Genomic DNA, 12342 nt, shown 5'->3' with positions numbered 1-12342 from the left:
CGGGAATTACTCCTTGGCCGCCAGGTTGACCGCACGGTTGGAGCGATCCACAGGCCGTACCTGCTGGCCGTCGAGGAGCACATGCACGCCCGCCGCGACGACCCAATCGTCGGGGCTCAAGCCTTCCAGCACCGGCACGGTCTTCTCGCCGAAGGCGCCGACGCGCACCGGGACTTTTTTCAGGGTGTGGTTGGCATTGACCACCCAGACATAGGTGGCACCGTTCTCGGCGGTCAGTGCCGAGAGTGGCACCGACAGCGGAACCTTGTCGGCGGCCTGGATAAACACCCGCGCGCTCTGGCCCAGCTCGGCCGGCACGCTGCCGGCCGTGAAGGCCACCCGAGCGGCGAACGTGCGGGACTTGGGATCGGCGGCCGGCGAAAGTTCACGGATACGCCCACTGAAGCGCTGATCGGGCTGGCTCCATAGCTCCACGGAGACCGGCTGGCCGATCTTGAAGCGGCCGAAGCTCTGCTCCGGCAGGCTGATGAGCACCTCACGCTCCCCATCGGTGGCCAGGGTGAAGACGGTCTGACCGGCCGATACCACCTGCCCCACTTCCACCGAACGTCGGGCGACCACGCCATCCTGGGGTGCACGCAATACCGAATAGCTGGCCTGGTTGCTGGCCACGTCGAATTCGGCCTTGATCTGCTTGAGCCGCGCGGCGCCGGAGCGGTAAAGGTTTTCGGCGTTGTCGTATTGGGACCGGCTGACCATCTGCCGATCCAGCAAGGTCTTGTAGCGATCACGTTCGGCCCGCACCAGGTTGAGGTTGGCCTCGGCGGCGGCCACCTGGGCCCGAGTGGCCTCCAGTTGCAGGCGCACGTCCTCGGGGTCGAGCTCGGCCAATGGCTGGTTGGCCTTGACCCTCTGGCCTTCCTCCACCAGCCGGCGGCTTACCTTGCCACCGATACGGAAAGCCAGGTCCGGCTCGAAACGCGCCCGCACCTCGCCAGGATAGCTGTCCGTCGCCTGGGCCGAGGGCTCGGGCTTGACCACCATGGCAGGACGCACGGCAACGGGCACCGGTTCGTCATGGCCACACGCAGACAATAAAAAAGCCAGGCTGACTGGCAGGGCGAGGGACGACGCATAGCGGAACATGACGAGTGACCTTTCGCTAAGGGTGCTTGGAATAATTATACTGGCGAGTATGTTATTAATAGCAAACTCACCAGTCCAGTATTAACGCGAAGAATGTCGAACAATCTTTCATCCCCCAGCGGCCCCGGCCGTCCCAAGGACCTGGCCAAGCGCCAGGCCATTCTCGACGCCGCCAAGCGCCTGTTCCTGAGCATGGGCTACGCCAGTACCAGCATGGAGGCCGTGGCCGCCGAGGCTGGTGTGTCGAAACTGACGGTCTATAGCCATTTCAACGACAAGGAAACGTTGTTTTCCGCCGCGGTGATCGCCAAATGCGAGGAGCAGGTTCCCTTGCTGTTCTTCGAATGGCCGGAAGGCGTGCCGATTGAAAACGTGCTGCTGACCATCGCCCGAGGCTTCCATCAACTGATCAACAGTGACGAGTCGGTGAACCTGCATCGGCTGATCATGACCCTGGGCAGCCAGGATCCCAAGCTTTCGACGGTGTTCTACGAAGCCGGTCCCCAGCGGATGCTCACCGGCATGGAGCGTTTGCTGACCAAGGTCCACCAGAGCGGGGCCTTGAGCATCGACAAGCCCCGCCATGCCGCCGAACATTTCTTTTGCCTGATCAAGGGAGCGGCGAACTTCCGCTTGCTGTATGGCTGCGGCGAGCCGCTGGACCGCGACGCGGCCGAGGATCATGTGCGGGAAGTGGTGGGGTTGTTCATGCGGGCTTACCACCCCTAGTCCTCGGCGTATCGAAGGGCCCGATCGTGGGCTGGCCACGATGAAGGCCCCCGGTCTCAGGGCTTGAGGGCTTTCTTGGGATAGATATCGTAGCGGCTGGACTTGCCCTCCAGGCCATGACTCGGCTTGGGTCCTTCGATGCACGGTGCCTTGCGCGGACGCTTGACCACCACCCGATGGCTCGCCAGGGCCAGTGCTGCGGCCAGCAACGCCGGGGCGTCCAGGTCGTCGCCCACCAGGGGACGGAACAGGCGCATCTCCTTCTTCACCAAGGCGGTTTTCTCGCGATGGGGAAACATCGGGTCCAGGTAGATCACCTGGGGGGGCTCGCCTTCCCAGTTACGCATCACCTCGATGGCGTTGCCCTTGAACAGGCGCATGCGGGCCACGATGGGGGCGACGTCGAAATCCTCCGCGCCTCGGGCCAGGCCGTCCTCCAGCAAGGCGCCGATCAGCGGCTGGCGCTCGACCAGGCTCATGTCGCAGCCCAGGCTGGCCAGGACAAAGGCATCCTTGCCCAACCCGGCGGTGGCATCCAGCACCCGCGGACGCACGCCCTGGGCGATGCCCACCGCCTTGGCGATCATTTGCCCGCTGCCGCCACCGTACAACCGGCGATGCGCTGCGCCCCCCTCGACGAAGTCCACCCGTACCGGCCCCGGCGCGTCCGGCCCCAGTTGCTGCAGTTGCAACCCCTGCGCGCCGATCTGCAAGGCAAACTCGCCATCCTCCACCTGCAAGGGCAGCCCAAGCCGCTGGGCCCAGTGCTCGGCCTGTGGCTGGAAGGCCGGGGCCAGGGCCTCGACGTGGATGCGGCAGGCCGCGGTTCGCTCACTCATGGAAAACATGCTCAAAAAATTAAGGATCGGCAAAAACGGCCGATAACAACGGTGAACGGCATTTTGCCAGAGCTGAGCGTCGACCGAGAAAAATGTCAGACATTCAATCCACATCGATAGGCGTCATCTCCCCTTACGGCGATTACAGCCTGCGTAACACCCAAGCGCTGAGCGGCGTCAGTCACCTGTGGCAGGATTTCTTTGCCCGGGCCCTGGCCGATCAACTGGGTGAAAACGCACCGGCGCCCGGCAGCTACCAGCCGGTCGCCCTCGATGAGGCTGTTGAACCGACCCTCGGCGCCGAACTGCTGGACCACATCGTCAGCCAGCGCACTTGCGACGTGACACAAACCCAGGTCAAACCGCCAGAACCGCTGTTCCTGCCCATCGCCGAATTCGAACTCGACCTGCTGGACAAACCCTTCCCGCCCTTCCCGCCGGAAGAAATCGTCGCCCAGCAAAAACAGCAGAACTTCGAAAGCAACTGGGTCCGCCCAATCGTCCTCACCGCTGGCCAGCCACTGCCGGAACCTGGCCCTGCGCCACAACCTCGCCCCCTGCACTTGCCGATCGCCGAGTTCGAACTGGACCTGCTGGACAAGCCTTTCCCGCCATTCCCGGAAGAGGAATTGGTGGCGCAGCAGAAGGCACTGGATTTCGACACTCGCTGGGCACGTCCGATCGTGCTGCAGAACCTGCGTATCGCCGCCTGAGGCTATCCTGACTCTGTCTGGGATATGTCTGCGCGAAGGCCAGGCGTGGCGAAATGAGAACAGCAAGCCCCGTCTCAGGTCAGCATGAACGAGTATCAAGGCTTTTCGAACAGAGCCTAGCGACAGATCCACCAGGGCCCCACGTCCAGATGGAAATGATTGCGGTGCGCCGCGTTGTAGTCCGGGCTCAGGACCACACTGAACATATCGCAGGCGCCATCCCGGGCCTGACGTAGAAAACGCGCATCGGCATTGTCCTTGGGCCAGTCCCTGAGGACGCTGATCGCACGCCCGTCGGCCAGGCGAAACCCGGCGATGTCCAGGGCGCTTGCGGTGGCATGCTGGCTGCGCGCGCCGGTCTCACGACCGTACATGTTGCGACAGGCAAAACTGCCCAGGTGATCGACCCGCTTCACTTTCTGCCCATAGGCCGCCATGGCCGCCGGCTGCAACGCATGGCGCTCGAACAGGGCGAATGCCACCGCCAGCGGGCAACTGGCCAGGAAGCTGCTGCTCAGCGCCACCTCGCTGCCCTGGACTCTTACGACATTGGTCAATGGGCAATTGCCCCTGGGATCGCTATCGGCCTGGCGAACGACCCGCAGGATAGAGGTCGCGAGGGCCTGGTCACAGAGTTGCGGATCGTTGCGCAGGGCCATCAGCTTGTAACGGGTCAGCAGGTTCGGCGGGCTGTTGATATCCAGCGGCGCCCAGGGGTTCCATTGCGGCGGCACCGCCAGCCAACCTTGCCGCACACCCAGCACCGCGCCGCCAACGATCAGCAGCAGACACGCGAATACCTTCAATCCCCGCACGGCCCGACCTCAGCCCTTGAACAACTCGTTGGCCTGCCGGAACGGCATTGAACGCCGGGTAAAAGTGAAGGTGCCCTGCTGCCTGATCTCTTCGGCGGCACGCATGAACTCACCGTACGCCGCCAGGGCCAGGGCAGAGCCGACACTGATGCGCTTGACGCCCAGCTCGCTCAATTGCGCGACCGTCAGGTCCAGTGCGCCGGACATCAGGACATTCACCGGTTTGGGCGCCACCGCCTGCACCACCGCCAGCACCTGCCCGGCGCTGCTGAGCCCCGGTGCGTAGAGCACGTCGGCGCCAGCATCGGCGAAAGCCTTCAGGCGACGAATCGTGTCGTCCAGGTCGGGATTACCATGCAGGAAATTTTCCGCGCGAGCGGTCAGCACGAAGGGATATGGCAGGCTGCGCACCGCGTCTGCCGCGGCCTTCACCCGTGCCACGGCCTCTTCGAAGCAATAGATCGGGCTGCCTTCGCGCCCCGTGGCATCTTCGATGGAGCCCCCGACCGCGCCGGCCTGCGCCGCACGCAACAGATTGCGAGCGCACTCCTCGGGGGCATCGGCGAAACCGTTCTCCAGGTCGACTGCCACCGGCAGGTCAGTGGCCGCCACGATCGCCCGGACATTGGCGAGGGTATCTTCCAGCCCCAGCGCACCATCGGGACGTGCCAGGGAAAAGGCATGACCGGCACTGGTGGTGGCCAACGCTTCGAAACCCAGGCTGGCAAGCATCTTTGCCGAACCGGCGTCCCAGGGGTTGGGAATGACGAAAGCCTCTTCGCGTTCGTGCAGGGCCTTGAACGCCTGGGCTCGACGGGTTTGCGCATCCATGAAGTTCGCTCCTGGGCAGAGGGACGTTCGCCTCAGAGCAAACCCAGTTGCTCGGCGGCGGGCTCTCTGTATAACTCAGGCAGGGCCGGCAAGCCAGGCAATCGATGCATCAATCGCCGGTGAAAGTGTTGCGCGAGTTTTGCCGCCAGCACGTTATCGGCGGTGTGCAGGAAGATGTACGGCGTGCGTCCTTCTTCGATCCAGCCGGCGATTTTTTCTACCCAGGGCGTCAGGAACGGCTCGTTGGCCTCCAGCGCTGGATGACCGATGAAGCGTACCTGCGGGCATTGGGTGAACGCGGCCGGCCGCGGCGGCACCCGGGGCTTTTTCGACTGGGCATGAAGCACGCAGGGGTCGGTCGATGTGCAACTGAACAACGCCCGGGGGTCGAGGCAGATACGCTCCACCTCGCGGTCGAGCAACAGGCGGTTGAGCCGGCGCTCGGCATCGCCCTTGGCGAAGAATTCATCGTGACGCACCTCCACGGCCAAGGGACCTTCGAACGCGTCGATGAACCCTGCCAGCTCCGGCAATCGATCCGGCGTGAAGGCCTTGGATAACTGCAACCAGAACGGCGATACCCGTTCCCCCAAGGGGCGGAGCAATTGCACGAATGTGTCGACGGCGCTCTGGTGCTCACGCAAATCGCCTTGGTGGCTGATATCGCCGGGGAACTTGGCCGTGAAGCGAAAGTGCGAGGGCATGGTTTGCGCCCAACGCTGCACGATGGCCGCAGAGGGGCTGGCGTAGAAGGTCGTATTGCCTTCCACGGCGTTGAACACTTGGGAATAGAGGTCGAGAAAATCGGTGCTTCTGGCGTCCTGGGGATACAGGTAGTCGCGCCAGGCGTTTTCACTCCAGGACGGGCAGCCCAGGTAGTAAGGCAATGCCATCAGATGTAGAGATCGAGGCCCAGCACTTCCATATCCCAATCGACGAAGCCGGCGGTGCTCAGGTAGCTGGCCAGGGCCGTGGCGACGCTACGGGTCATGGCGCGATGGTAAATCATGTCCTGCTGACGGGCGGGAAGATTGCTCAGGCGTTGCGCGCTGGCCTTGGCGGCACGGGCAGCCAGTTGCTCTTCGGACGGGAACTCCAGTTCGCCATCGACTTCGTCGAAGTTCTCCTGATCAGCGATCCTGCCTGTACGAGGCCTGCGCTTGATGGGATAGGACTGGGATGAAACGCCGTCTATACGCATAACTGAATGCTCGGTATCAATGATGGCAATTTAGCGGCACTTTCGCAGCCGCGCAAACGCGCAAGTGATAACTAGAACACAGAAAGCCAAAAAGGTTTAAAAACCGGCAAAAAAAGTGACGACTGGCGATATCGGATGTGACTTTTGCGAGGGCAGATGACTTTGGCGGCGGATGCGCCTGTGCAGACGAATAGATGTGTGGCAAGGGGATTCATCCCCGCTCGAGCGGGCAGCATTCGCCCACCAAGCGCAAAGCGCAACACTATCGGGAGTCGCTTCGCGCCCCGGCGGGAATGAATCCCCTCGCCACAACCACAGCAGCGTTCTGGCCAAGATCGGTTCTAGCGTTCGGACTTGGGCGTGGCGACTTTGTCCCGCAGGTAAACCGGTTGGGCGTCGTCGGCGGGGATGGCTTCGCCGCGCTCCCAGGCGAAACGCGCCAGGGCCAGCAGGTCTTCGGCGTGCGGCAGCATTGTCGGATCCTGGCCGCTGAGGTTCACGGCGATTCGTGCCCCATAGCCCCATCCGGTGCCAGCGCCGAACCATTGCCCATCCGTTCCGGGCGGCAAAGCCGCGGCCTCGGGCGGCATCACCGCTTCCTGGCCCACCAGGCGCATCTCGCCGTCGATTTCGCGATAGCAGCCCCAATACACCTCATCCATGCGGGCGTCGATGGCGGCGGCCACCTGGCGGGCACCTTGCTCACGCAACGCCCGCTGGGCCAGCACCGCCAGGTTCGACACCGGCAACACCGGGCGCTCCAGCGCAAACGCCAGCCCCTGCACCACGCCGATGGCGATGCGCACACCGGTGAATGCCCCCGGTCCACGCCCAAAGGCAATCGCATCCACCGCCTGCAGGGTGGTTCCGGCATCGCTGAGCAACTGCTGGATCATCGGCAGCAGTTTCTGCGCGTGAAGGCGGGGGATCACCTCGTAATGGCTCGTGACCTTGCCGTCGTGCAGCAAGGCAACGGAGCAAGCTTCGGTCGCGGTGTCCAGGGCCAGCAGGGTGCTCATCGATGTATCCGTCAATCAGGGGAAAAAAGTGCGCCAGTATAAACAACTCCGGCCCGCAAGCGGGCCGGAGTTGGAACAGCGGATCGGTTTTTCAGCTCAGCGCCTTGAGCACCTTGTCGGTGATCGCATCCACCGAGCCGACGCCTTCGATATGGCTGTATTTCGGTTTGCCCTGGGCGGCGGACAGCTTCTGGTAGAAGTCCACCAGCGGCTTGGTCTGGGAGTGGTAGACCGAGAGGCGATGACGCACAGTTTCTTCGGTGTCGTCCTTGCGCTGCACCAGTGCTTCACCGGTGATATCGTCCTTGCCCGCGAGTTTAGGCGGGTTGTAGACGGTGTGATACACACGGCCCGAAGGCTCGTGGACGCGACGCCCGGCAATGCGCTGGACGATCTCTTCGTCATCGACGGCGATCTCGACCACGTGATCGAGCTCCACGCCAGCGGTGACCAGGGCTTCGGCCTGCGGGATGGTGCGCGGGAAACCGTCGAACAGGAAACCGTTGGCGCAGTCGGGTTGAGCGATACGATCCTTGACCAGGGCAATGATCAGGTCATCCGACACCAGGCCACCGGCATCCATGATGCCCTTGGCCTTGACGCCCAGCTCGGTTCCGGCCTTGACCGCAGCACGCAGCATGTCGCCGGTGGAGATTTGCGGGATACCGAATTTTTCAGTGATGAACTTTGCCTGAGTACCTTTACCGGCCCCGGGAGCTCCCAGCAGAATGACGCGCATCGATGTGCTCCTCAATTTTTTTATGTAAAACGCTCGGATTCGCCTCGTGGGGCCAATCTCGGAAAAACAGGATCGTGGCCGCCCAAACGGCCAAAGGCTGATCAAGATACACAGCAGGCCCGACCCACACAAGCCGCCGAAAGTCGGAGGAACCCGCGCTCGACGCGACCTTTGGAGGAGGTGGCGAACGTCGCAACCGGGCAACAAACTGTCGCCTGGTCGACCTGCTTTCCCTGGCTCCTCGCATCGCCCGGCGTCACCGGGCGAGCCGTTTCGCAGCGCTGCCTGAGCTTAGCCGGTGTTGCGCAAACCGGCGGCAATCCCTGCCACAGACACCAGCAACGCCTGTTCCACGGGGCTGCCCTGGGCCACCTCCTGCTGCCGCGAGCGCGCCAGCAGTTCGGCCTGCAGCAGGTGCAACGGGTCGAGGTAGGTGTTGCGCAGGCGAATGAATTCCAGCGTCTCTGGGCTATGTGCCAGTAGTTGCGACTGACCGGTCAACCCCAGGACCACGGAACAGGCCTGCGACAATAGGTCGCGTAAATGCGCACCCAAAGGTCTCAGCGCCGGTTCCACCAGACGCTCGTCGTAGGAGCGCGCGATGTCGGCGTCCGCCTTGGCCAGCACCATCTCCAGCATGTCGATGCGGGTGCGGAAGAACGGCCATTGCTCGCGCATCTGTCCCAGCAGTTCGCCCTCGCCGCGCTCCAGGGCCTTGCCCAGGGCGGTTTCCCAGCCAAGCCAGGCCGGGAGCATCAGGCGGGTCTGGGTCCAACCGAAGATCCACGGGATCGCCCGCAGGCTTTCGATACCGCCGGCCCGGCGTTTGGCCGGCCGGCTGCCCAGGGGCAGGCGGCCCAGCTCCTGCTCCGGCGTGGACTGGCGGAAATACTCGACGAACTGCGGGTTTTCCCGCACCACGGCGCGGTAGGCCTTGACCCCGTCGGCCGCCAGTTCGTCCATCAGGTGCCGCCATTCGGGCGTCGGCGGTGGCGGCGGAAGCAGGGTCGCTTCCAGCACTGCGGCCAGGTACAGGTTGAGGTTCTGTTCGGCGATATCCGGCAGGCCGAATTTGAAACGAATCATTTCGCCCTGCTCGGTGGTGCGGAAACGCCCCGCCACCGAACCCGGTGGCTGGGACAGGATCGCCGCATGGGCCGGGCCGCCACCACGGCCCACGGTGCCGCCACGGCCGTGGAACAGCAGCAGTTCGACTTGCTGCTCCCGGCAGATGTCCACCAGCCGTTCCTGGGCGCGGTATTGCGCCCAGGCCGCCGCCGTGGTCCCGGCGTCCTTGGCCGAGTCGGAGTAGCCGATCATCACTTCCTGCGGTCCTTGCAGGCGCGAACGGTAGCCCGGCAGCAGCAACAGTCGCTCGATCACCGGCCCGGCATTGTCCAGGTCGGCCAGGGTCTCGAACAACGGCACCACGCGCATCGGCCGCAGCACGCCGGCCTCCTTGAGCAGCAGTTGCACCGCCAGTACATCGGAGGCCGCACCGGCCATGGAGATCACGTACGAGCCCAGCGACGCCGCTGGCGCCGCCGCCACTTCCCGACACGTGGCCAGGACTTCCGCCGTGTCGGCCGATGGCTTGAAGTTGGCCGGCAACAGCGGACGCCGGTTGTTCAGCTCATCCAGCAGGAAGCCGATGCGCTGCTCTTCGCTCCAGTCGCCGTAACGGCCCAATCCCAGGTAATCGGTGATCTCGGTCATGGCGGCGGTATGGCGCGTCGAGTCCTGGCGCACGTCGAGGCGCACCAGGAACAGACCGAACGTCACCGCCCGGCGCAGGCAATCGAGCAGCGGCCCGTCGGCGATCACCCCCATGCCGCAGTCGTGCAACGACTGGTAGCACAGTTCCAGGGGATCGAGCAGCTCGCGGTTGTTCTGCAGCACTTGCGCCGGGGCCGGCGTAGTGGCCTTGAGGGAAGCCTGGGCCCAGTTGCGGGTGGCCCGCAAGCGTTCGCGCAACTGCTTGAGCACGGCCCGATAAGGCTCGGCACTGTCTCCGGCCTGGGCACGCAGGGCATCGCTGGCCTTTTGCATGGACAGCTCGGCGGCCAGTTGATCGACGTCACGCAGGTACAGGTCTGCCGCCATCCACCGCGCCAGCAGCAACACTTCACGGGTGACCGCGGCGGTGACATTCGGGTTGCCGTCGCGGTCACCTCCCATCCACGAGGCAAAGCGGATGGGCGCGGCCTCCAGAGGCAAGCGCAGCCCGGTGGCGGCGAGCAGGGCCTGGTCGGCCTTGCGCAGATAATTGGGGATGGCCTGCCACAACGAATGCTCGATGACCGCGAACCCCCACTTGGCCTCGTCCACGGGTGTCGGCCGGGTGCGACGGATTTCCTCGGTGTGCCAGGCTTCGGCGATCAGTCGTTGCAGACGCTGATGAATCTGCGCCCGCTCGGCGGCGGTCAGATCGCGATGATCCTGGGCCGCCAGTTGCGCGGCGATGGCGTCGTATTTCTGGATCAGCGTGCGACGGGCCACTTCCGTGGGGTGGGCGGTGAGGACCAGTTCGATCTCCAGCCGGCCCAGTTGCCGGGCCAGGGACTCGGCGCCATGCCCCTCGGCCCGAAGCCGGGCGAGCAGCTCGGGCAACACCCGCGCCTCGAAAGGCGCCGGCTGTGATTCGTCACGCCTGTGGATGAGCTGGTATTGCTCGGCGATGTTGGCCAGGTTGAGGAACTGGTTGAACGCCCGCGCCACCGGCAGCAGTTCATCCTCGCTCAACTGGTTGAGGCTGGCACTGAGTTCGGCATCCACGGAACCACGCCGGTCGGCCTTGGCGCCCTTGCGGATCTGCTCGATCTTGTCGAGAAACCGGTCCCCGTACTGTTCGCGAATGGTGTTGCCCAACAACTCGCCGAGCAGGTGAACATCCTCGCGCAAGCGTGCATCGATATCGGTCATCAGCAGTTCTCCAGCAAATAGGTCCGGACAGCTATCGGGTGAGACGCATGAGACAGAGAGTGCCGATGCCCGTCGTGTATGACAAGCGAAGAACGGGCTCAAGGCTGCGCAGTGTCCTTGGCCATGACGGACGACTCGCGCAGCCTTGCCCGCCGAGTACCCGCCGCTCGTCAAGAAATGAACGCTTGCGTGCAACGGCGCTCTAGTCTTTTAGATAAGCCACACAACGGCTTGCCATTCACCGCGCCTGCCACGAGCAGACTGACTGAGGCCATCATGAAGATCCGTGAACTCGCCCAGCACTGGGAAGAAAACGCCAAGGGTCATCTGACCCAGACCGGCTACACGATTCATCTGGATGTGGAAGCCGCCGCACGCCTGGCGGCGATCTGCGAGATGTACCCCAAGCGCCAACCCGAGGAACTGCTCGGCGAACTGATTGGCGCCGCGCTGGAGGAGCTGGAAGCGAGCTTCCCCTATGTGAAGGGTTCCCACGTGGTTGCCACCGACGAAGAAGGCGATCCGCTGTATGAAGACGTCGGCCCGACGCCGCGGTTTCTCGCCCTGTCCCGTCGTCATCTGCATGAGCTTTGCTCGCAGAACGATAAATCCAAGCACTGACTTCCCCTGCCCTCTGCGCCTGGAAGCTGTCGAAGGCCGCGATCCGCTCGCTCGAACACGCAGGCGGATCGCGGCCCCGGGCAGTCTGCGGCCCCTTCTCAAACCCCCTCCCCATACCGCTGCGCGCCTTGAAAGTTCAGCTTTTTTTCGGTTGACCGATCAGTCAGCAATGCTTTTTGGCGATTGGCCATCTTCGCTGAACTTTTGAAAAATGCCTCGGGTCACACCGAGTAACCATACTGGAACGGTCGTTTAAATAAACGCACCCTGCCGTCAGCGGCAAACAGGCGTCCCGGCTTCGGTTTCAGCATGGATTTTTAGTTTCCCAGGAGTTTTCCAATGGAGTTGAAGCCTATGAATACCTGCACTGCCAAACCCTCGATCAATGGCCTGCGCGGTCTGAAGCTGGCCGCCCTGGCCATCGGTAGCAGCTTCATCCTGGCCGGTTGCGCCGGCAACCCACCGTCGGAGCAGTACGCGGTAACGCAATCGGCGGTCAACAGCGCCGTCAGCGCCGGCGGCACCGAGTTCGCTGCGGTGGAAATGAAGGCCGCCCAGGACAAGCTCAAGCAAGCCGAAATCGCGATGCACGACAAGAACTACGAAGAAGCCCGGCGACTGGCCGAACAGGCCGAGTGGGACGCGCGCGTCGCTGAGCGCAAGGCCCAGGCCGCCAAGGCTGAACAGGCACTCAAGGACTCTCAGAAAGGGGTTCAGGAATTGCGTCAGGAAGGCATGAACAAGGTTGTTCAGTAATCCATTCATGCCTCGACGTATTGCTCATTGATAAAAGGACGACCGACTAT

General features: G+C 63.5%; 13 protein-coding genes. 4 read left to right on the top strand and 9 right to left on the bottom strand.

All coding sequences use genetic code 11. The features are described from left to right. Positions 1-6: 6 nt before the first annotated feature. Entirely contained in the window at positions 7-1107 is a 1101-nt protein-coding gene (locus tag AC1M7R_RS16670; RefSeq protein WP_072388000.1) for an efflux RND transporter periplasmic adaptor subunit, read from the bottom strand. Between the two features lie 93 nt (positions 1108-1200). Between AC1M7R_RS16670 and AC1M7R_RS16665 the strand changes: the two genes are divergently transcribed. Next, on the top strand, positions 1201-1836 hold the full coding sequence (locus AC1M7R_RS16665) for a TetR/AcrR family transcriptional regulator (RefSeq protein ID WP_072388002.1): 636 nt from the start codon (positions 1201-1203) through the stop codon (positions 1834-1836). A gap of 56 nt (positions 1837-1892) precedes the next feature. Here AC1M7R_RS16665 and AC1M7R_RS16660 read toward each other — a convergent pair whose 3' ends face one another. Continuing rightward, complete coding sequence (locus AC1M7R_RS16660) at positions 1893-2675, bottom strand: class I SAM-dependent methyltransferase (protein WP_072430836.1); 783 nt, start codon at positions 2673-2675, stop codon at positions 1893-1895. A gap of 92 nt (positions 2676-2767) precedes the next feature. Here AC1M7R_RS16660 and AC1M7R_RS16655 point away from each other — a divergent pair, with 92 nt between their 5' ends. Next, on the top strand, positions 2768-3388 hold the full coding sequence (locus tag AC1M7R_RS16655) for an energy transducer TonB (RefSeq protein ID WP_072388006.1): 621 nt from the start codon (positions 2768-2770) through the stop codon (positions 3386-3388). A gap of 116 nt (positions 3389-3504) precedes the next feature. Here the strand turns inward: AC1M7R_RS16655 and AC1M7R_RS16650 are convergent, their stop codons facing one another. The 7 genes from AC1M7R_RS16650 to ppc all read right to left on the bottom strand — a co-directional run bounded on the left by AC1M7R_RS16650 (position 3505) and on the right by ppc (position 10915). Then, positions 3505-4203 (bottom strand): extensin-like domain-containing protein, encoded by a 699-nt coding sequence (locus tag AC1M7R_RS16650; RefSeq protein WP_072388008.1) that lies wholly within the window; start codon positions 4201-4203, stop codon positions 3505-3507. Positions 4204-4212: 9 nt separating this feature from the next. Next, positions 4213-5034 (bottom strand): isocitrate lyase/PEP mutase family protein, encoded by an 822-nt coding sequence (locus tag AC1M7R_RS16645; RefSeq protein WP_072388010.1) that lies wholly within the window; start codon positions 5032-5034, stop codon positions 4213-4215. A 32-nt stretch (positions 5035-5066) separates the two neighbouring features. Then, on the bottom strand, positions 5067-5927 hold the full coding sequence (locus tag AC1M7R_RS16640; protein ID WP_072388012.1) for a DUF72 domain-containing protein: 861 nt from the start codon (positions 5925-5927) through the stop codon (positions 5067-5069). After that, positions 5927-6235 carry a hypothetical protein gene (locus AC1M7R_RS16635; protein ID WP_072388014.1) on the bottom strand — a complete coding sequence of 103 codons (309 nt, stop codon included), beginning with the start codon at positions 6233-6235 and terminating at the stop codon, positions 5927-5929. Before AC1M7R_RS16635 ends, AC1M7R_RS16640 begins: the two co-directional genes overlap by 1 nt. A gap of 341 nt (positions 6236-6576) precedes the next feature. Next, a complete protein-coding gene (tsaB, locus tag AC1M7R_RS16630) occupies positions 6577-7254 on the bottom strand; it encodes a tRNA (adenosine(37)-N6)-threonylcarbamoyltransferase complex dimerization subunit type 1 TsaB (protein ID WP_072388016.1) in 678 nt (225 codons plus the stop codon). 91 nt (positions 7255-7345) lie between these two features. Then, positions 7346-7993, bottom strand: a complete 648-nt coding sequence (gene adk, locus AC1M7R_RS16625; protein WP_072388018.1) for an adenylate kinase — start codon at positions 7991-7993, stop codon at positions 7346-7348. A 291-nt stretch (positions 7994-8284) separates the two neighbouring features. Further along, entirely contained in the window at positions 8285-10915 is a 2631-nt protein-coding gene (ppc, locus tag AC1M7R_RS16620; protein WP_072430833.1) for a phosphoenolpyruvate carboxylase, read from the bottom strand. Between the two features lie 276 nt (positions 10916-11191). Between ppc and AC1M7R_RS16615 the strand changes: the two genes are divergently transcribed. Then, positions 11192-11536, top strand: coding sequence for a pilin assembly protein (locus tag AC1M7R_RS16615; protein ID WP_072388023.1), 345 nt, complete (start codon positions 11192-11194; stop codon positions 11534-11536). A gap of 339 nt (positions 11537-11875) precedes the next feature. Then, positions 11876-12292 (top strand): DUF4398 domain-containing protein, encoded by a 417-nt coding sequence (locus AC1M7R_RS16610; protein ID WP_072388026.1) that lies wholly within the window; start codon positions 11876-11878, stop codon positions 12290-12292. Positions 12293-12342: the final 50 nt, after the last annotated feature.

The sequence above is a fragment of the Pseudomonas sp. MS01C9 genome (genome assembly GCF_058202755.1).
Note: the sequence above shows the minus strand (reverse complement) of the source record. Positions and strands in the feature narration are given on the sequence as shown.

Coding starts and splice junctions, on each gene's coding strand:
- AC1M7R_RS16645 (WP_072388010.1), bottom strand. CDS start 5,034: ATGGATGCGCAAACCCGTCGAGCCCAGGCGTTCAAGGCCCTGCACGAA.
- AC1M7R_RS16655 (WP_072388006.1), top strand. CDS start 2,768: ATGTCAGACATTCAATCCACATCGATAGGCGTCATCTCCCCTTACGGC.
- AC1M7R_RS16615 (WP_072388023.1), top strand. CDS start 11,192: ATGAAGATCCGTGAACTCGCCCAGCACTGGGAAGAAAACGCCAAGGGT.
- AC1M7R_RS16660 (WP_072430836.1), bottom strand. CDS start 2,675: ATGAGTGAGCGAACCGCGGCCTGCCGCATCCACGTCGAGGCCCTGGCC.
- AC1M7R_RS16610 (WP_072388026.1), top strand. CDS start 11,876: ATGGAGTTGAAGCCTATGAATACCTGCACTGCCAAACCCTCGATCAAT.
- AC1M7R_RS16670 (WP_072388000.1), bottom strand. CDS start 1,107: ATGTTCCGCTATGCGTCGTCCCTCGCCCTGCCAGTCAGCCTGGCTTTT.
- adk (WP_072388018.1), bottom strand. CDS start 7,993: ATGCGCGTCATTCTGCTGGGAGCTCCCGGGGCCGGTAAAGGTACTCAG.
- AC1M7R_RS16640 (WP_072388012.1), bottom strand. CDS start 5,927: ATGGCATTGCCTTACTACCTGGGCTGCCCGTCCTGGAGTGAAAACGCC.
- tsaB (WP_072388016.1), bottom strand. CDS start 7,254: ATGAGCACCCTGCTGGCCCTGGACACCGCGACCGAAGCTTGCTCCGTT.
- AC1M7R_RS16635 (WP_072388014.1), bottom strand. CDS start 6,235: ATGCGTATAGACGGCGTTTCATCCCAGTCCTATCCCATCAAGCGCAGG.
- ppc (WP_072430833.1), bottom strand. CDS start 10,915: ATGACCGATATCGATGCACGCTTGCGCGAGGATGTTCACCTGCTCGGC.
- AC1M7R_RS16665 (WP_072388002.1), top strand. CDS start 1,201: ATGTCGAACAATCTTTCATCCCCCAGCGGCCCCGGCCGTCCCAAGGAC.